This window comes from Aminobacter carboxidus (assembly GCF_014863355.1).
Classification (GTDB): Bacteria; Pseudomonadota; Alphaproteobacteria; order Rhizobiales; family Rhizobiaceae; genus Aminobacter; species Aminobacter carboxidus.
Genome location: NZ_JACZEP010000021.1, coordinates 40181 through 57871, shown reverse-complemented (window position 1 = coordinate 57871; position 17691 = coordinate 40181). Strand labels below are relative to the sequence as shown.

Annotated in this window: 18 protein-coding genes; 12 read left to right on the top strand and 6 right to left on the bottom strand. The window is 62.1% G+C overall.

Translation table 11 applies throughout. From position 1 onward, the window contains the following. Nucleotides 1–110 precede the first annotated feature (110 nt). Complete coding sequence (locus IHE39_RS29670) at nucleotides 111–1868, bottom strand: putative bifunctional diguanylate cyclase/phosphodiesterase (RefSeq protein WP_246471346.1); 1758 nt, start codon at nucleotides 1866–1868, stop codon at nucleotides 111–113. A 54-nt stretch (nucleotides 1869–1922) separates the two neighbouring features. After that, the gene (locus IHE39_RS29665) at nucleotides 1923–2921 is read right to left on the bottom strand and encodes a GlxA family transcriptional regulator (protein WP_192569059.1); all 999 of its coding nucleotides are present in this window, start codon (nucleotides 2919–2921) and stop codon (nucleotides 1923–1925) included. Between the two features lie 516 nt (nucleotides 2922–3437). Here IHE39_RS29665 and IHE39_RS29660 point away from each other — a divergent pair. After that, entirely contained in the window at nucleotides 3438–4343 is a 906-nt protein-coding gene (locus IHE39_RS29660) for a hypothetical protein (RefSeq protein WP_491844523.1), read from the top strand. A gap of 17 nt (nucleotides 4344–4360) precedes the next feature. After that, nucleotides 4361–4774 (top strand): hypothetical protein, encoded by a 414-nt coding sequence (locus IHE39_RS29655; RefSeq protein WP_192569058.1) that lies wholly within the window; start codon nucleotides 4361–4363, stop codon nucleotides 4772–4774. Between the two features lie 297 nt (nucleotides 4775–5071). On the opposite strand, the gene IHE39_RS29650 is transcribed toward IHE39_RS29655, so the two are convergent. Both IHE39_RS29650 and IHE39_RS29645 read right to left on the bottom strand, forming a co-directional pair. After that, on the bottom strand, nucleotides 5072–5416 hold the full coding sequence (locus tag IHE39_RS29650; protein WP_192569057.1) for a hypothetical protein: 345 nt from the start codon (nucleotides 5414–5416) through the stop codon (nucleotides 5072–5074). Nucleotides 5417–5755: 339 nt separating this feature from the next. Beyond that, a complete protein-coding gene (locus tag IHE39_RS29645; protein WP_192569056.1) occupies nucleotides 5756–8632 on the bottom strand; it encodes an autotransporter family protein in 2877 nt (958 codons plus the stop codon). A 771-nt stretch (nucleotides 8633–9403) separates the two neighbouring features. On the opposite strand from IHE39_RS29645, the gene IHE39_RS29640 reads away from it, so the two are divergent. Beyond that, nucleotides 9404–9964, top strand: coding sequence for a nuclear transport factor 2 family protein (locus IHE39_RS29640; RefSeq protein WP_246485688.1), 561 nt, complete (start codon nucleotides 9404–9406; stop codon nucleotides 9962–9964). Between the two features lie 110 nt (nucleotides 9965–10074). Here IHE39_RS29640 and IHE39_RS29635 read toward each other — a convergent pair whose 3' ends face one another. Both IHE39_RS29635 and IHE39_RS29630 read right to left on the bottom strand, forming a co-directional pair. Next, nucleotides 10075–10377 carry a BrnA antitoxin family protein gene (locus tag IHE39_RS29635; RefSeq protein WP_184773093.1) on the bottom strand — a complete coding sequence of 101 codons (303 nt, stop codon included), beginning with the start codon at nucleotides 10375–10377 and terminating at the stop codon, nucleotides 10075–10077. After that, complete coding sequence (locus IHE39_RS29630; RefSeq protein WP_246471367.1) at nucleotides 10374–10562, bottom strand: BrnT family toxin; 189 nt, start codon at nucleotides 10560–10562, stop codon at nucleotides 10374–10376. The genes IHE39_RS29635 and IHE39_RS29630 overlap by 4 nt, the downstream gene beginning before the upstream one ends. Nucleotides 10563–10693: 131 nt before the next feature. Here IHE39_RS29630 and IHE39_RS29625 point away from each other — a divergent pair, with 131 nt between their 5' ends. The 9 genes from IHE39_RS29625 to IHE39_RS29585 all read left to right on the top strand — a co-directional run bounded on the left by IHE39_RS29625 (nucleotide 10694) and on the right by IHE39_RS29585 (nucleotide 17690). After that, nucleotides 10694–11155, top strand: coding sequence for a terminase small subunit (locus tag IHE39_RS29625; protein ID WP_192569055.1), 462 nt, complete (start codon nucleotides 10694–10696; stop codon nucleotides 11153–11155). Continuing rightward, on the top strand, nucleotides 11142–12713 hold the full coding sequence (locus IHE39_RS29620) for a terminase large subunit domain-containing protein (protein ID WP_192569054.1): 1572 nt from the start codon (nucleotides 11142–11144) through the stop codon (nucleotides 12711–12713). The genes IHE39_RS29625 and IHE39_RS29620 overlap by 14 nt, the downstream gene beginning before the upstream one ends. Next, nucleotides 12713–12925, top strand: coding sequence for a hypothetical protein (locus IHE39_RS29615; RefSeq protein ID WP_115732652.1), 213 nt, complete (start codon nucleotides 12713–12715; stop codon nucleotides 12923–12925). The genes IHE39_RS29620 and IHE39_RS29615 overlap by 1 nt, the downstream gene beginning before the upstream one ends. Beyond that, complete coding sequence (locus tag IHE39_RS29610) at nucleotides 12925–14595, top strand: portal protein (RefSeq protein WP_192569053.1); 1671 nt, start codon at nucleotides 12925–12927, stop codon at nucleotides 14593–14595. The genes IHE39_RS29615 and IHE39_RS29610 overlap by 1 nt, the downstream gene beginning before the upstream one ends. Beyond that, the gene (locus IHE39_RS29605) at nucleotides 14592–14981 is read left to right on the top strand and encodes a hypothetical protein (RefSeq protein WP_246485687.1); all 390 of its coding nucleotides are present in this window, start codon (nucleotides 14592–14594) and stop codon (nucleotides 14979–14981) included. Before IHE39_RS29610 ends, IHE39_RS29605 begins: the two co-directional genes overlap by 4 nt. Then, nucleotides 14908–15837 (top strand): hypothetical protein, encoded by a 930-nt coding sequence (locus IHE39_RS29600; RefSeq protein ID WP_192569052.1) that lies wholly within the window; start codon nucleotides 14908–14910, stop codon nucleotides 15835–15837. The genes IHE39_RS29605 and IHE39_RS29600 overlap by 74 nt, the downstream gene beginning before the upstream one ends. A gap of 196 nt (nucleotides 15838–16033) precedes the next feature. Beyond that, on the top strand, nucleotides 16034–16867 hold the full coding sequence (locus tag IHE39_RS29595; RefSeq protein WP_192569051.1) for a phage capsid protein: 834 nt from the start codon (nucleotides 16034–16036) through the stop codon (nucleotides 16865–16867). A gap of 10 nt (nucleotides 16868–16877) precedes the next feature. After that, nucleotides 16878–17186: a hypothetical protein gene (locus IHE39_RS29590; RefSeq protein WP_192569050.1), complete on the top strand. Its 309-nt coding sequence runs from the start codon at nucleotides 16878–16880 to the stop codon at nucleotides 17184–17186. Between the two features lie 66 nt (nucleotides 17187–17252). Beyond that, nucleotides 17253–17690, top strand: a complete 438-nt coding sequence (locus tag IHE39_RS29585; protein ID WP_192569049.1) for a hypothetical protein — start codon at nucleotides 17253–17255, stop codon at nucleotides 17688–17690. Nucleotide 17691: the final 1 nt, after the last annotated feature.

Genomic DNA, 17691 nt, shown 5'->3' with positions numbered 1-17691 from the left:
TGATGGCGTGAGACCAGACATGACTGCATTTCAAGCACCGAAAGGCTTCTTGGCCCGAAGCGCGTCAGGGTCATTGGCACGAAGCGCGTCAGGGTCAACTTCAACTGCCCTTAGGCGGCGTCCGTTGCCCCGCTCCCAATCCGTGCCAAGCTGGCGGCGAAGCCTTCTGCGTCGGTGGGGGTGCCGAACAGGTAGCCTTGGCCAACGGGACATCCCAGTTCGCAAAGCATTGCGCGCTGGACCTCTGTCTCGACGCCCTCCGCGACCACCGTCAGCCCAAAGGCGCGCCCCAGATCGACGATGGCCCGGACAATCACCATCTTTGAGGGGCTCGTGGCGAGTTCTTTGACAAAGGTGCGGTCTATCTTGATCTCGGTTACCGGAAACGTTTCAAGCGAGCGCAGATTCGAATAGCCCGTGCCGAAATCGTCTACGGAGAGGCCGACGCCGATCTGCCGCAGCCGCTCGAATGCGTCCATCACACCGGGCGTGTCATTGAGGAACATGCTCTCCGTGATCTCCAGGGTCAGCCAGCCCGGCTCGGCGCCGGTCCGTTGCAGGACCCGGTCGAGCATTTCGGCCATGTCGTGCTTCAAAAATTCCGCCGCGGACACGTTGACCGAAAAGCGAAGTGCCTTGTTGCGGTGTGCGTTGACGCGCCGGGCAAACGTCGCGACGGTGGTCAGGCTTGGTTCGGTCAGATCAAGCAGCAGCCCTGATCGCTCCGCGGTCTCGATGAAGCTGCCGGGGAGCTGGCTGCCGAACAGGGGATGGTTCCAGCGGATCAGCGCTTCCGCGCCGAGCCACTCACCGGTGAGCAGGTCGACCTGGGGTTGGAAGTGATAGACGAATTCGTCGTTTGCGACCGCGACCTTCAACTCGCGTGTCATTCGCACACGACGGCGGGCCTCCTCGTAGTCCGCGTTCCGAAACTGACGCGGACCACCCAGCGGGTCAGACTTGCCCGCCCACAGGGCGGTCCCGGCATTGCGGATCACTGAAATGGCGCTGCCCCCAGTATGGCCGATCGCATAGCCGATAGCGAAACGCAGTGAGACATTGGCGCCTGCCACCACGAAATCCGTGGCAAGTGCAGCGGACACCAGTGTCACGATGGACCTGGCACCCGCTTCGTCAGGGAGTTCGAAAGCCAGGGCGAACTCATTCGCACCCATCCGGGCCACCAGTGCAGCGCCGACCTCCCGCAGCCGTCGCCCGGTTTCGGAAAGAATGGCATCGCCGATCTCGAAACCGTATCCGGTGTTGAGGTCGTGAAAGCCGATCACATCCAGCTTCACAACCAGAAGCGTTGCCGTGGCGTCCTTTGCGAAGCGTGCTTCGGCAGCCAGGATGAAGGATTGACGGTTCAGACAACCCGTTGTGCCGTCCAGGTTTGCGACGCGATCAAGGGCGAGATGCGCCTGCCGTATCGCCGACACGTCGCGCAGGATGCCGAGGTAGAGCAGCTCGTCGCCGACCCACGCAGGTCTGAGACTGAGACTGTTCCAGAACGCCGACCCGTCCTTGCGATAGTTGCGCAGTGTCGCGTCCACAGGTTCCGCCGCCTGGATCGCAGCGCGGATGTGGGCAATCTCGGGTTGGTCACGTTGACTGCCCTGCAGGTAGCGGCAGTCTTTTCCAATCACCTCATTGCGAGTGTATCCCGTCAGGCGTTCGAAGGACTTGTTTACGTAGAGCAAAGGCGCATTGGCGCCCAAAGGCTGGGCGATCACGATCCCGTCGGTCAGTCCCTCGACCAACGTGGGAAGGATTGATCTGACCGCGCTGGAGCTGAGAAGCCCACCGTTGGACATGCTCGATGCCCGCTTGGCAAAGTCCGACGGCATGAGTTTGGTGAAGTCTTCCATGACACAAGCCATGGACGGCGACCTGATGGGAGGCAACCCGCAGCCGAGGCGGTTTCAGGACAAGCGTGAGCCGTTTTCGGACAAACTGCCCCTTGCTCCATTCCCGGAGGTCCGGAAGCGATCGCGGTAGTCGGACGGCGTCACGCCGACATGCGCAAGGAACGCACGGCGCATGGCGCCCGCCGACCCAAAACCACTTTTCTCGGCAATCGATGCGATCGAAAGCCGGCTTCCTTCCAGGAGGAAGCGTGCAACGTCCAGGCGCGTCAGCTCGACATAGAGGGATGGCGATAACCCGACCTCCTGCGAGAAAACGCGCGTGAAGTTGCGCGCGCTCATCGCGGCTATCCTTGCCAAGGTGGTGACCGAGAGGTCCGCGGCAGGATGGTTCAGGACATACTGCTGGACGTTATAGAGCCGGCTGCGGTCGATCGCCTGTGCCGCCAGGTGCACGCTGAATTGCGACTGATCACCTGGTCGCTTCAGAAACACAACCAGCCGGCGGGCGACGAAGAGTGCCACTTCCCGGCCGAGGTCCTCCTCGACGAGGGAAAGGCCGAGATCGATCGCCGCGCTGGACCCGGCCGACGTGATCATCGCGCCATCACGGACAAAAACCCGGTCGCCTTCCACCCGCGCCTCGGGGAAGCGCTCGGCAAGCAAAGACGCAAACTGCCAGTGCGTGGCAACACGCCGGCCTGTGAGCAGGCCAGCTTCGCCAAGTACGAATGCCCCTGTGCACACGGAGCCGTAGCGTCGCGTATGGGGGGCCGTGTTTGCCAACCAGTCGACAACTTGCCTGCCCGGGCGGTGAGGAACGCCGACGCTGCCGGCTACCAGCAATGTGTCGGGGGCATTCGGGTACGTATCGAAGGCGCTGTCGGGCAACACTCTCAGGCCTGACGCACAGCGGATCGTGCGATCATCTTCCGCGACGACGGCAACATCATAGACAGTCTTGCCCGCACGGGCGTTCGCCTCGGCGAACACGTCCATGAGCCCGGCAAGTTCCAGAGAATGCACGTCTGCAGGCACGAAGATGGCGATCCGCATGAGGATATCTCTTCACCGTCCAAAAGACGCGAAGCTCTCTAAAGACCTTCGCGCCGACGCCGGTCCATTCTGGCGACGGTGTCACAGTGCCGGCAGGCCGTCGAAATCAAAGGTACTGGCGGAAGACACCGTCCACAGGCCTTCACTTCCGCTTGAGCAGTCTAGATCACGAACGGCTGCTGTCTAGCTTCCCGCGACCGCAAGCGTCCGCAATCAGGCGCGAAGCTGCCAGCTGTCATGTTTCACCTGCACCTGCACCTGCGCCGGCGCACGGTGCCGGGTCAGCCTTCGCGATGCCGACGCATTTGCCGGGCCTGTGGTGCCGCGTCCGAAGCTCTGCCCGGGCGGAGAGATCAACTGCGCCATTGCAGGGCTGCTTGGTGTAGTGCGCGCATGTTGTGAAGAATAAGTTCAATACTGTACAGATTCGCGGGCATCTGGACATGGTTAAGATTCTGTGAATATATCCCCGCGGGGAATTCAATTTGGGGGATAAAAGTGTATCGCACGTCTTTGATGTGCGGGGCAGGTTTGTTGTGCGTCGTATTGACTGGCTGTGCGACAAAACCTGTTCCGAGCGATGTAACCGGCCTGACCAGCTATGCCATTGTTCAGCAGATCAGGTGTGAAGCGCGCGATGCCATCAGGGCATTTGCGACAAGTTCGCTTGCCGAATATCAGCCGATATTGTCGGAGCATTTGAAGAAGAACCCGGCCGACTTTGTCGGAATGGATTTCAGAAAGCTGGACGAGGCGACGCGAAGGGTCTTTGAACGCTATGACCAGGGCGCGATCGGCTACGACTTCACCTTCGACATCACCGAAAAGAACAAGGTCGGCGGCGGCATCGGCCTGGGCCGCGGCTTCTCGACAGGTCCGCTTACCATCGGCTTCAGGGCCGACAACAATCTCGAGCGGCAGAATACCCGCACGTTTCGCAGCGCCGACACTTTCCTGTTTCTGGCAACGCAGATGCCGGAGCGGTTCTGCAGCGAGGTGCGCAAGGGGACCAACTGGCAATATCCCATATCGGGCTCGATCGGCCTGCGCGAGACGCTGGCGACATTCATCAGCCTGAACCAGTCGGCAAACCTGGTCGGGCCCGACACGGCGCCCGACATACCGACGCTCGTCGATACGATCGAGTTCACCACCACCGTGTCCGGGTCGGTTTCACCCAAGGTCGAGCTGGAGCCGATCAGCCAGGCGCTGCGGATCAAGGGCGCCGACATCACCTTGTCGGGCGAACGCATCGACAAGCACAAGGTCGTTGTCGGCCTGACCTTGCCATTTGACCCCAACGACCAGCGGGCGCGAGGCAATCTGATTGCCGTCCAGCGTTCGCTGAGTGCGATCGCCGATGCAAAGCGTGAATCCCGCGAAGAGCGGAAGGCTTCGGCCATCGACAGGTTGATCGAATAGCTGCTGGGGAGAGGGGCATGGTTCAACGTTTCAGACATGACGACGATCTGGTTCTGGCAAGAGGACGCAAGCACCTGACGGTGCCGATGCGGCGGCTTGCCGATGCCTACCAGGCGATCGTGGAAAGTGGCCGGGCGGACGAGTTTGTCGAGGCCTGCAGGCAACAAGGCATTCAGGTGCGCGTGCTGGCTTCCGCCGCCGCCGCACTTTCCCAGGCTGAAGGGCTGACGTCGGGGGATCAGTTGTTTGACGGGCTTCGTCGCTCCGGCCATGGCTGGGCCGGCACGATGGCCGCGACGCCAGTCGCAAGCGAAGCGGTGAAAGTGTCGCCGGCGACCATCAATTTCGTCAAGCGGTTCCTGGCCAGGGACGGGGTTACAGGACTGAGCCCGATGGCGCGCGGCGTGGCCGACTGCGACGAATGTGAATAGCTGACCGCGCACCACGGGCCGCCGCGCATCGCGCCGCAGTCTCCGGTTCACAGGCCCGTTGGTTTAGGGGCTTGCGAACGGGCCAGCGGAACGGGCCAAGCAAACGGGCCAAGCAAGCGGGCCAAGCGAACGGGCCAGAAAACGGGCCAGGAAACGGGATTGCGTTGGGGTAACCTGATCTGGCATCCACAAACCAACATGGCGCAGTGCGTCGACAATGTGCCGCCGGCTGGGGGCTGCTTCGGCAGCCCTTTTCGCGTTTGTGGTCGATGCAGGTCGAAGGCGCGGTTCACGTCGTCATGATTGCCAGAAGCGCGCTCGCTTCATGCGGTATCCCGGTTGTTCGCTGCCACCTGGCTTTTCAATGTTAGGCCGGTCGGGGTTAGGCCGGTCGGGGTCAGGCCGATCGGGGCTCGGCCGATCGGGGTTAGGCCGGTCAGTATTTGGCGGGTTTTGGCCGTCGGCGTGACGGGTCTTTTCGTTGGTCTCGTCGACAGGCTCGGTGTTGCCGTATTTGTCGGCGGGTTTGCTGTTCTCAGCGGCTTTTTGGCTGACGCTGTCATCCTTTTTGCTGACGCTGTCATTGGGATCGCGATAGTTTCGCGCCGGCTTGCGGGGCGTTATTTCCTGTTCGTGCGGCATGGTTTGTCTCCTTACCTGAGACAACATGCGGTGTGGCGTAAGGTTCCGTTTCAGCACGGTGGGGCAGGGTACCAGCCTGGCGTGGCCTGCCCAGGCGTTCCGGCCCCAAGCGCTCCGGCCGCCAGGGCCATCGCCTCATAAGCTGGAACGCTTCACCGGCCGGATGTCGGGCCCTTCCTCAGCCAATCCAAAAGGTGCCCGTCGTGGTCAGCGGCGGGCCAACGCGTTTCCTTGGAATCTAGAGCATTTCCGCTTTTCCTCGAATCGCGGAATCGCTCTATCCCCTTGTTTTTGCGCAATTCCTAGGGAAAACCACTACGCACTTTTCCTGGAATTGCTCTAGAACGCGGTGCTGAACCCGACGGTACCCTTGAAGCCGTAGCTGCCCTCGAAGCTGGTGGAGGCCAGCGCTTCGCCGTACAGGGCGTATTTGCCTCCAGCCCAGCGGTAGGTGCCGCCAATGCCGAGTTCCGCGCCGAAGGAATCGGGTTCGAACGCGACCTTGGTACCCGCCACGTCGACGGCCGTCCCATCCAGGAATTCGTAGGTGAGATTGGCGATGCCGTAGACATGGCTGCCGCTCACGCTGCTGCCTGCGTCATAGTTCAAGGCAACGCCAATCCGTCCTTTCAGGCTGTCGCCACTCACCAGCGACACCTTGGCGCCGAACGGATCGGCGAACGCGTCAATGTCGACGGAGGCGTAGGCAAGCTGTGCCTGCGGGGTCACCGACCAGTTGCCGCTTACGGCGACCTTGCGGCCGGCTTCGATGCTGAAGGCATAGCCAAGGCCTTTGTTGTCGTCGACGAGCTTGCCGACAGTCTCGGCGGCAAGTTTGCTCGACAGGCGACTAACCGAGGCCTGGCCGTCGACATAGACGCCATTGCTGCCATACCAGGTCAGCGTCGCGCCGCCGCCATAGGAGTCGGTCGAATTGGTGCCGTTGCCGAGGCTGGAGCGGATGTCGGCGTTGACCCGGCCAAATTGCGCGTTGATGCCGCCAATCAGCATGCCTGCGCTGTTTTCGGCGAGCAGGCCGTCTATGCCTGCCTGCACCAGATAACGGTTGCTGTCATAGGAGGCGGCCGCCGTCGAATCCCCTTCGACATGGCCGTGCGCACCTTCGATCCGCGTCCAGAAATTGCGTGGACCGGTGTCCCCCCTGGCGGTATCAGCCACTTCGCTTGCCCCAGGCCAGTAGCGGTCGCCGACACGCTGTTGCAGCGTTGGCAGTTCGGTCAGGCCGAGCAAGACGATCGGATAGTTCTCGTAGACGGGCACGTTCGGCGCGAGGGTATCGGTCATGCGCAGGTACCAGTCGCCGTCTGTGGGATCGGCGATACCGTTCTGGAAGAGGCCGTAGAGATGGGCCCCGCCGATCGCTGGAGCGCCGAGCACGAAGGCGTCGGCGGCGGATACGCCCGCCGCATCGACGATCTTGATGCCGTCGCCCGTCGTTTCAGCCCCAGATCCGCCGAGATTGGTCACGAAGATTCGGGTCGCGCCGGTCCCAAGGATCGAGTCTCCGGTGATGGCGAGAAGATCGGTCGGCGATGAGTCGTTGCCGAGGACGGCCTCGATCTGAAGGATGCCGCCATTTCCCGTGTAGTTGCCGTCGATGGTCAGCGTGCCGATGCCGTTGATCCCGGGAGCGATCGTCCCGCCGGCGAAATTCCGGGTGTCGCCGACCGAGCCAATGCCGGCAAGAGTGCCTCCTTGGACGTCCATGATGCCGCCGAGGATGCCGTTCGCCTCGAGCGTGCCGCCATAAACGCTGGCAAGGCCGGTGAACCCCGTTTGATTGGCGTTGAAAATGGTGCGCCCGGCGGTCTGGTTGATGGCGCCGCTGCCGTTGACCGGGATGTCGAAGACATAGCCGGTTTCGGTATGGTTGAAATTGATCTCGGCGCTCGCGGCGAGCGTGACCGACGACGCCACAAGCGTTCCGGCGGCAGTTGCGGCCGTGCCAACCGCTCCGCCGATGTTCAGCGTGGCGTTGCTGTCCGGATCGAGGCCGCCCATCACCAGCGCCGAGCCACCTCCATTCACGACCACCCTGCCCTCGTCGGCAATGGTCATGACGCCGGTACCGGTGGTTCCCAGGTTGATAGCGGTTCCGCTGAGTTCAGACCCTTCGCCGGAAACGACAACGTTGAAGTTGGGCACCACGTTGCCCGGAACGGTCGCGATGTTCACGGTCGTCCCGGTCATGACGCCGCCGCCCAGGATCGAAAGCGAGCCGCGGTACATGGCTATGACGCCAGAGTCCCATCTGGAGCCCTCGCCGGACACCTGCGCCATCACTTGTGCTGTGTACCAGCTGGCATTTCCGGCGCCGCCGAAGGAGGTGGCGCCGCTGATGTCGACCAAGCCGCCGTCGAGGACATTGATGTAACTTGTGCCGTTGGTCGAGATGAAGGACGCGGCTTCCAGCGTCGAACCTTCACCTTGCACGTTGACGGTGGCGGTACCCTGCGAACTTGTCGTGTGAACTCTTATGGCCCGCGTCGTGGTGTAGACGGCTCCATCCTCAATGGTCAGGGTCGATTGGCTTCCGGCGCCGCCGCTCAAGTCATTCGGGTCGGTTCCCGTCGCGACCAGCCGGGTGCCCTGACCCGATACCGTCAGGCTCGCCACTTGGCCGACCCCGCCGGCGATATCCAATTGCGACACGGTTGCGCCGGCGGAGGAGCCGAATGTGACCTCGCTGCCGCCAGAGACGAGCGTGTGTCCATCGTTGATGCTGATTGTCGTAATGCCGGAACCAGTGGCCTGGTTGATGATGAGTTCGCCCCCGCCGACCTTCGAAAGCAACCCCGTGTTCAGGCTGCCAGTACCCTGGATCTGGCCTGAGAGCGTCAGGCTCGCGCCACTCGCTATGTCGAAACGGGCAGCTGCACTGTAAGAGAGCGTGTTGGCGCCCGTCTCGATGATGAGCGCCTTTTCGGCGATCACGGGAGGGGGGCTGGTGATCTGGAAACTGGACGTCAGGGTGATGGTCGACGTCACATCGCCATGTGCCTGGGCGTCAGCGATCGCCTGATAGAGCTCCGTTTGGTTCGAGACCACGAAGTTCGCCGCCCGTGCTGTTGGAAGCGAGATGCCCATAGCCAAGGCGGTAATGCAGATGCTCGAAAAAAGCTGGTTTTTATTGATTGATTTGGTGCCCGGTACGCGCCCGCCTGCGCAAAATTGCATTATTCCAGTTCCCTGCATGCACTGCCTGAGATTCGATCTTGATATCAGTCGCTGTTTCCTGACAAGAACAAGTAGCCTCGTTTCTCCAAATTACTTAATGAAATCTATCTGCTCGACGCTGGTCCATAAGGATGTCTAAATTAGGCATCACTAAACTTCTGATATCTCTGACAAAGCGGGTAAGCTCGACAGAGCCGCCGCTGAGCATCTAGGTCTGCCGCATCGAGTTCGAACGTTGTTTCCTACATCGACTTAGCGTTCGCGAGTGGCATATCCATGCCTGCCAAAATCAAGCGGCGCGAACGTCCGCTTGTGGCGTGCGGGCCGGCCGCCTGCCGGCCGCCAAGGCCATCAACTCATGAGCTGGAACGCTTCACCGGCCAGATGTCGGGCCCCTACGGGACCCAGTACGGGACAAGGCAAACTTGAGCTGAAGGTCGCCGTCATAGATCCGGTTCAAGATCGAGCACGCAGACGTCGCGCTTGCAAACGAACGCTCGACAAGGACGCCATTGCCAAGAGTAGCGGGCTGATCTTCGGCATTGTCCCAGACCTGCCACGATCCACTCGGCTGCTGGATACAGATAAATCGCGGAAATGCTGTGGTCACGGAATGCACCTTCACTCAATGGTTGCTTTCCGCAACGCGCGAAGCGCGCATTCGTTCAGCCTTCGCGGCCGTTTTTGCTTTTGGGGCCGTGCAGGTCAGCCGCAGAAGCCGGACCTAACCGCCGGTGATCGAGAACGGGATTGCGTTGGGGTAACCTGATACGGCATACAGGAACCAGGATGGCGCATTGCGTCGACAAGGGCTGCTTCGGCGGCCCTTTTGCTAAAAAATTGCACCCGAGCGGGATGACTGTTCGTCAGTCCTGCCAATGGATGGCGCTGGCTGCGAAACCCGACCATAATCAGCAATTGCCTGAGCCGTTGCTGAACGAGGGCAGCGCAAGGGCTCTGATTGGTCGGAGACGCGCGATGGATATTCGATCGACACTGACTGACTTAAGCGACGCTTTCAACGCGCATGATCTCGATCGCATCATGGCGTTGTTCGCCGACGACTGCATCCTGGAGATGCCAAGGGGAAGCGCGCCATGGGGCGCACGTTTCGAAGGCAAACCGAGCGTACGGCAGGCGCTGGCATCGCGCTTTGAAGGCCTGCCCGATGTCCACTATGGCAATGGCGAGCACTTCGTCGATTCGAGCGCTAAAACCGGCATTTCGAAATGGATACTGACCGGTACGACACGCGACGGCGTTCAAAAGGAAGTCCGTGGCTGTGACTTCTACACGTTTCGCGACGGCAAAGTGATCCGCAAGGACTCTTACTGGAAGATCGTGGAGTGAGGCGTGGACCCGGCATCATGCCGCCGATGCCTGGCCCCGGCGAGCGGGCAGGCAACCCCCACAACCCCGCAAATCTGCGGAGATACCACTGGTCGGAATTGCCGGTAGGTCTAGCCGACCTTGGCCTTGTCCAGGGCCTCGCTCATTCGAGAGCGCCAATCTTTCCCGGCCGCCTTGAACCTGGCGAGCGTATCAGGATCAACCCTTAGCGTTACGGCAGCCTTCGGGGCCTCAACCTTCGGTCGGCCTCGGGCGCGCTTCATGCTCGCAGCGAGTTCCGGGAACGCCTCGGCAAACGGCTTTGCCTGAGCAAGCTGCTCGTCGGTCGCCTCGGGCGCATCCGGGTCGCTGGCAATCTTGCGCTGGATCTCGGCTTCTTCCGCGTCGGTGAGTGGCTTGTACTTGTTCGTCATAGCAGGCTCCTTTCTTTCCGGCTGGCAAGGCGCATCGAGATCACCGACAGGGCTTCCGAGCCGAGCGGCTTGAACACCGTGGCAATGACGACTTCGCCCTTGAATGCCCCGATGGCCATTGAGCGGCCAGCCTTCGCAGGGATCACCAGCGAGTTTTCGAAGAACGCGAAATCCAGTTCAGCCATGTCCAAGCCGTGCTTGGAGATGTTCCGGAGGCGCTTCGTTTCGTCGTAGGCGATCAGCACACATTATTCGTACACGAAAATTATGCGGACTGCAAAAATAAAAGTGTACGGAAATCATTCTACGAGGTGTGATGTCTGACCTGACCGCCAAGCAAGAAGCGTTCGCGCTCGCCTGTGTCGAGACTGGCCATGCCGCCGAGGCTTACCGGCGCACGCATGATGTCGGTGCCGACACCAGGCCCGAGACGGTCTGGAGCGAGGCAAGCCGGCTGCTTGCCGACCCACAGGTGTTTTCAAGGGTCAGGCACCTGCAGCAGCAAGCCCGCGACCTTGCCATGGTGTCGATCGGCACCTTGATGGCCGAGCTTGAACTGGTTCGTGTCAAGGCGATGGAAGACGACAAGGGCGCGTCCGCGGCGATCTCGGCGATCATGGGCAAGGCCAGGCTGCATGGCCTGCTGATCGACAAGGCGGAGGTGACCGGCAAGGCCGGCGCGCCGCTGAGCTCGACGGTGGACGAGCTCTCCAAAAACGACATTGCCCGCCGTGTCGCCTTCCTCCTGGCGCAGGGACTGCCCGATGCAGCTGAGTGAAGTGCTGGCTGCGCTAGAGGCGCTGCCACAACCGGCGCGGCAGGAAGTGATCGACGAGGCGGTCAAGGCGTCGGTCGGGCGCTACATGATCCCAAACCCCGGCCCGCAGACCGACGCATGGCTCTCCAAGGCCGATGAAACCTTCTATGGCGGTGCTGCGGGCGGCGGCAAGACGACGCTGATCTGCGGGCTGGCGCTCGAAGAATTCCAGCCGGCGCTGATCCTGCGAAGGCAGGCGACCCAGCTCAAGGGCATCGAGGACGAGCTGGCGCGGATGCTCGGCTCGCGTGGCGGCTACAACAGCCAGTCGCATGTCTGGCGCCTGCCCAATGGCGGCAAGATCGAGCTGGGCGGCGTGCCGCACGAGGCCGACAAGGAAAAGTATCAGGGCCGTGCCCATCGGCTGAAGGCCTTTGACGAGATCACGCAATTCAGCGAGAGCCAGTACCGCTACATCGTCGGCTGGCTTCGCGATGCCAGGGGGCGGCGCTGCCGCATTGTCGTCACCGGCAACCCGCCGACCTCGGCTGAAGGCATGTGGGTCATCCGCTACTGGGCGCCATGGCTCGACAGGAGCCACCCCAACCCGGCGGCATCAGGCGAACTCAGATGGTTCACGACGATTGGCGGCGAGGACCGGGAAGTCGATGCCGACTATCTCGGGCCGAAGGGCGAGCGGCCACGTTCCAGAACTTTCATCCGCTCGATGCTGGAAGACAACCCGGACCTGATGGCGACGGGTTATGCCGCGCAGCTTGAAAGCCTGCCCGACGAGATCCGCGAACGGCTTCGCTACGGTTCGTTTGTAACAGAGGGCAAGGACGATCCCTGGCAGGTGATCCCGACCAAATGGATAAGGCAAGCGCAGGCAAGGTGGACCGACACACCGCCTGATGTGGCGATGACGGCCGTTGCCGCCGACATTGCACAAGGTGGACCAGACAAGACGCAGATCCAGAGCCGGCGCGACTGGTGGTATTCGCGGCTCACCAGCTATCCCGGTAGCGACACGCCTGACGGTCCGACGGTTGCCGGGCTCATCATCAAGGAAATGCGCGACCGCTGCCGTGTCGTCGTCGATGCCGGCGGCGGTTATGGCGGCGACACGCTGACCCAGCTTGCCCATGCCGATGTCGACTGCTTCGGCTTCAAGGGCGGCAGTGGCTCGACCTCATCGACCCGTGAAGGCATGTACGGCTTTGCCAACCTCAGGGCGCAAGCCGTCTGGCAGTTTCGCGAACAACTCGACCCGGCCTATGGCGCGCGCATCGCGCTTCCACCTGATGCCGAGCTCGAAGCCGATCTCGCCGCTTACCGCTACGAAATCCGCGCCGGTGGCGGTGGCGAAGAGATCATCGTCCAGCCGAAAGATGCGATGCGCGAAAAGCTCGGACGCTCGCCCGACAAGGGCGACACGACAATCATGCTGTCGGCGTCAAGCATCGGCGGGCTGAAGCGCCCGAAGGCCGCACAGGAGCGGCGGGAACAATCAAGGATGCGGCTTCGGTCGGTGACGTCAAACAGTGCCTTGAAGGCCAAACTGCGAGGAAAACGCTGATGAGTGGACTTTTTGGAAAGAAACAACAGATGCCCGAGCCGGAGCCGCCGGCGACGATGCCGGACCCGGAAGACCCGTTGGCCAAGCGCCAGCGCAGTCGCACCCGCTCGCTGGCGCCTGCGGCAAAAAGCAGTGCCGCCACCGACCGGCTGGCGCAGGTGCCTGGCACGATCGGGCGTGAGTTTTCGCGCGGAACGCTTGGGGCGAGCTGATGAGCGATCAAGCAGGCCGTGACCTGATCGACATCGATACGCGCCTGTTTGCCGCGAAGGGCTCGCTCGACAGCCTGTATCAGGAAATCGCCGAGTTCCTTTATCCCGAGCGCGCCGACTTCACGACGGAAATTGTGCTTGGGCAAGAGTTCGCGGCGCATCTGACTGACGCCACGCCCGTCTTGATGCGGCGCGAACTGGGCGACCAGATCGGCTCCATGGTGCGGCCCGATGGTCGCCAGTGGTTCAAGGCGGCCGCGTCAAACAAGCGTGTCGGCCGGGATCGTGGTGCCCAGTCGTTCCTCGAATTCATGACTGACGTCAACAGCGCCATTTTGAATTCGCGCGACAGCGGCTTTCGCCGCGCGGCCCAGCAGATCGAGCATGATTTCGCGGCGTTCGGCATGGGCTGGCTGCAGGTCAGCTACAACAAAAACCGCGACAACCTGCTCTATCGCTGCCACCATCCCAAGCACATGGCCGGGCAGGAGGGGCCTGACGGGCAGGTCAACCATGTCCACCGCAAATGCGACATGACGGCGGCTGCCATGGCCCATCTGTTTGGCGAGGCGAAGCTGCCGCAACAGGCGAAGAACGCGCTGCGCGACAAGGACCTCAAGGCGACGTTCAAGGTCCGCCACATCTTCATTCCGCTGGAGCTCTATGAGCCGCACCGCAAGTTTCCCAAGGGCGCGAAGTGGGCCGACGTCTATGTCAGCGAAGACGGTACGATCCTTCAGGAACTGCCGGCTTTTACCTTCGATTACATCGTGCCGCGCTGGTGGCTGTTGTCGGGCAAGTTTTATGCGGTGTCGACGGCGGCGTCGATCGGACTGACCGAAAGCCGCATGCTGCAGCGCATGAAGATGACGATCATCGAGGCGGGCGAAAAGCAGGTCGACCCGCCGCTGGTCGCAACGCAGGACGCGCTTTCGTCGCCGGTCGATCTCGGCGCCAACGGCATCACCTTCATCGACAGCGAATATGACGAACGCCTCGGTGCTGCGCTGCGCGTGCTCGACCTTGGCAAGAATGTCGGCCTTGGCATCGACCTGATCAACGACCAGCGCAACCAGCTTGGCGATGCGTTCTTCCTCAGCAAGCTGCAGCCGATCGCCCAGGCCGACAAGACCATGACCGCATACGAAGCGGCGCAGCGCGTGCAGGAGTGGATCCGCAACGCCATGCCGCTGTTCGGGCCCATCGAACATGAATGGACCGGTGCTGTTCTCGACCTGACGACGGAAAAGGTGATGCGGGCCGGCGGCTATGGTCCGGTCGGTCGCAACGGCGTGCCGGTCGACATGCCTGACATCCTGCTTGGCCAGAACATCCAGTACGAGTTCAACAATGCGCTGAAGGAAGCACGCGACCGCCAGGTGCTCAACGCCTTTCAGGAAAGTGCTGGTGTGCTGCAGGCCGGTGTGTCGCTCGATCCGTCGCTTGCCGGCGAAGTCGATACCCGCACGATGTTCCGCGACGCGTTTGCCGCGGTGCCGAATGGCCGTGCCGACTGGCTGATTGATGCCGAACAGGCGGCAGCGAACCGTGAGCAGGCCCAAAAGGCGATGGCTGAGCAGCAGCAGATCGAGCAGGTCGGCAACGGCGCTGCGGTCGCCGGCCAGGTCGGTGATGCCGCGCAGTCGATCCGGGCGGCACTTGGACAATGAGCCAGAAACACTACCGCCCCTGGCATCCGGTTACGGTTCGCCCTGACAATGAGATGCCGCGCAACGATCTGGAGATCCGCAAGGCCGATTGCGTCGCACTTCAGGCGCTCGCCGCCGGCATTGCCAATGAGGACCAGCAAAGGCGCGCGCTTGCGGCGATCCTCGCCATTTGCGGCATGCACCAGATGGCGTGGATGCCGGCAGAGCACGGCGGCGAGCGCGACAGCGCCTTCGCTGCCGGAAAGCAGCATGTCGGCTTCCAGATCAGGAAGCTGATTTCCCATTCCCTTTCCATTTTGACAGGTGAAAACAATGACCGACCAGCTCACGACAGGCGCTCCGGCAAGCCAGCCGACGAACGCAACGCCGACCGCGCCAAACCCTGACCCGGCAGCAACGCCGGCGCCGGAACCGGCATCTTCTGCCCCCGCGCCGGCCGCCGATCCTGCCGCCGACGCTGCTCTTCAGTCGTTCCGCGAACAGCTGGCCGGCGGCGATGCCGCGATGATGAAGCAGCTCGAGCGCTACAAGTCGGCCGACGACATTTCGAAGGCCTTCCGCGAGGGCTACAAAAACGCCAAGAACGGCGGCAAGCTGGTCGAGCTGACCGACAGGTCGACGCCTGAAGAGGTCAAGGCCTACCGCGAGGCCAACGGCATCCCCGACGATGCAACGAAGTATCCGGGCGAGTTCCGCGACGGTTTCGAGGTCACAGACGCCGACAAGGCGATCCTCTCAGACTTCAAGGCAGCGATGCATGAGCGCAACGTGCCGCCGAAGGTCGCTGCCGCGGCACTCGACTGGTATCAGGATTTCGCCGCCACCCAGGCGCAGGAGCTGAATGCCCAGCTGGCGAAGGTTGCCGGCGAAACGCAGAAGTCGCTGCGGGCCGAGTGGGGCGGCGACTATGACGGCCAGATCGGCGCGGCGCAGGAGCTGATGAAGGCGCATCTGGGCGAGGACGGTTTCGGCCAGATGATGGGGCTGCGCCTGATGGACGGCTCGCGCCTGCAGGACAGCCTGCCATTCGTCAAGATGATGGCGACCATCGGCGCCGACTACTATGGCAGCACGGCCATCCTCACCGGCGACATCGAGGCGGCCGGCAAGACGCTGGAAGCGCAGAAGCAGGACCTTTTGGCGCTGCGCGTCTCTGACCCCGAAAAGTTCAAGAGCGACGATGTTCAGGGCAAGCTGACCAAGATCTATGCCCAGCTCGAAAAGGTAAGCGCCCGCAAGTGATCCGGGCGGCTGCAGACTGATCGCGGCATCCCGGTTCCCGGCCCCGCACCCTCCTGAAAATCAAAGCTGATGTGACGCCCCGCACCGGGGTGAGTAGCGGCCCCGTGCTTCGGCACGGCATCCCGCGAAAGCTTCGATACGGCACCCTGATCACGGCTGAAAGAAACCCCTCCAATCATCATCAAAGGATATCGCAATGGCCTATGCCATCACGAAAACCCAGTACCGTGATGAGTGGGTCGTCGCCTTTCAGCGCGGCGAAACCTACCTCAAGGACTGCGTCACCAAGGAACTCATGATCAGCGGCCTGACGGCCTCATTCGCGCTCCAGGGCGCTGCGGGTCGCATGACCAGGCGCGGCACGAACGGGCTCATCCCGTCGCGTAACCGTGGCGACAGCCAGCCGACGATCACGCTGGAAGAAAAACACACCAAAGAGACCCGCCCGAACTTCGACGTGTTCACGGCGCCTGCCAACCTGCGCGAAGCGATGCAGAACGCCAGCTCGCTGACGGCCTCGCGTGAAATCGACTTCACCATCATCGACGCGCTGGCGACCGCCACCAACTCGTATGCGAGTGGCGCTGCCCAGACCCTGACATATGGCAAGACCGTTGACGCCCTGACCGAGCTTTTCGAGCTCGACGTCATGGTCGGCAACGAGATCACCTGCCTTTGGACCCCGAAGGCATGGGCTCGCCTGCTCACCTTCCAGGAGTTCAAATCGGCCGACTACATCGATGCCAAGCCACTTGTCGGCCTGGCGCTCGACCGGCCGAAGGTCTGGCTCGGCGCCAAGCACATCATGCATAACGGCCTGCCCGGCAAGGGCACGGCGACCGCGTCCAACTTCATCTTCGCAAAGCCTGCGCTGGGTCATGCCATCGCCGGCGATGTGAAGGTCGACGCCGGCTACAACGGCGAGGACGATTACTCCTACGACCGTGCCACCATCTACGACGGCGCCACCATCCTGCAGCAGGCCGGCGTGATCAAGGTCGTCACCGACGACACCGCTGCATTCTCGTAAGGAGGCGGAAATGGCTTACGATACGAACGGCTTCAAGCTCCTGACCGATGGTCTTTCCGGCGCCAGCACCATGAAAAGCTGGCTGCTGGATACGGTGGACGCCATCGCCACTGTCAACACCTCCAACTACGCCAGCGACGGCTATGCCAAGGGTGCGCGGCAAGGTGACATTGTCATCGTCCGCACGCGCACGACCACGCTCGCCGGCCCGGTGACGGCGGTCCATCACTGCTGGGTGATCGACGAGGCGACCGGAACCGGTGGTCTCGGCATCGACCTGACCGACGGCCTCGCCATCACGGCGACCGATACTGACTAAGTGAATGGGGGAGGCTTTCGGGCCTCCCTTTTCCATTTCCATTTCCCTTTGACCCACGGTGAAAAAATGACCCAAGTCACGAAACTTGCGGGGCATCGCTTCGCGCAGGCTGACTATTCGATCGGCCGATATGCGGCGACCGTGCCTTCACAAACCACGCTCGCCGACGTCACCCACCCGGAATTCTTTGCCAACCACCTCAGCGTCTTCCGGCCCGGCATGACGATCGATGTCATTTCGGATGACCACAGGCTCGATTGCACGCTGCGCGTGCTGGCCATCACCAAGACGTCAGCTGGGGTACGCGTGCTCAGGCTGTTCGACGAGGCAACGGCCCCGAAGGTTACATCGTCCGACATCAGCCCGCCGCAGATCAGCTTTGGCGGCCCACACCACAAATGGCGCTTCCTGCATGGCGGCAACGTGATCCAGACCGGTTTCGACACCAGGGAAGCGGCTGAGAAAGCGGCCGAAAAGTACCTCGAGCTGATGAAGGGCGAATAAC

Bases quoted from the DNA above. Each gene is read 5' to 3' on its own strand.
- IHE39_RS29670 (WP_246471346.1), bottom strand. From the start codon at position 1,868: ATGGAAGACTTCACCAAACTCATGCCGTCGGACTTTGCCAAGCGGGCA.
- IHE39_RS29665 (WP_192569059.1), bottom strand. From the start codon at position 2,921: ATGCGGATCGCCATCTTCGTGCCTGCAGACGTGCATTCTCTGGAACTT.
- IHE39_RS29660 (WP_491844523.1), top strand. From the start codon at position 3,438: ATGTGCGGGGCAGGTTTGTTGTGCGTCGTATTGACTGGCTGTGCGACA.
- IHE39_RS29655 (WP_192569058.1), top strand. From the start codon at position 4,361: ATGGTTCAACGTTTCAGACATGACGACGATCTGGTTCTGGCAAGAGGA.
- IHE39_RS29650 (WP_192569057.1), bottom strand. From the start codon at position 5,416: ATGCCGCACGAACAGGAAATAACGCCCCGCAAGCCGGCGCGAAACTAT.
- IHE39_RS29645 (WP_192569056.1), bottom strand. From the start codon at position 8,632: ATGCAGGGAACTGGAATAATGCAATTTTGCGCAGGCGGGCGCGTACCG.
- IHE39_RS29640 (WP_246485688.1), top strand. From the start codon at position 9,404: ATGGCGCATTGCGTCGACAAGGGCTGCTTCGGCGGCCCTTTTGCTAAA.
- IHE39_RS29635 (WP_184773093.1), bottom strand. From the start codon at position 10,377: ATGACGAACAAGTACAAGCCACTCACCGACGCGGAAGAAGCCGAGATC.
- IHE39_RS29630 (WP_246471367.1), bottom strand. From the start codon at position 10,562: ATGGCTGAACTGGATTTCGCGTTCTTCGAAAACTCGCTGGTGATCCCT.
- IHE39_RS29625 (WP_192569055.1), top strand. From the start codon at position 10,694: ATGTCTGACCTGACCGCCAAGCAAGAAGCGTTCGCGCTCGCCTGTGTC.
- IHE39_RS29620 (WP_192569054.1), top strand. From the start codon at position 11,142: ATGCAGCTGAGTGAAGTGCTGGCTGCGCTAGAGGCGCTGCCACAACCG.
- IHE39_RS29615 (WP_115732652.1), top strand. From the start codon at position 12,713: ATGAGTGGACTTTTTGGAAAGAAACAACAGATGCCCGAGCCGGAGCCG.
- IHE39_RS29610 (WP_192569053.1), top strand. From the start codon at position 12,925: ATGAGCGATCAAGCAGGCCGTGACCTGATCGACATCGATACGCGCCTG.
- IHE39_RS29605 (WP_246485687.1), top strand. From the start codon at position 14,592: ATGAGCCAGAAACACTACCGCCCCTGGCATCCGGTTACGGTTCGCCCT.
- IHE39_RS29600 (WP_192569052.1), top strand. From the start codon at position 14,908: ATGACCGACCAGCTCACGACAGGCGCTCCGGCAAGCCAGCCGACGAAC.
- IHE39_RS29595 (WP_192569051.1), top strand. From the start codon at position 16,034: ATGGCCTATGCCATCACGAAAACCCAGTACCGTGATGAGTGGGTCGTC.
- IHE39_RS29590 (WP_192569050.1), top strand. From the start codon at position 16,878: ATGGCTTACGATACGAACGGCTTCAAGCTCCTGACCGATGGTCTTTCC.
- IHE39_RS29585 (WP_192569049.1), top strand. From the start codon at position 17,253: ATGACCCAAGTCACGAAACTTGCGGGGCATCGCTTCGCGCAGGCTGAC.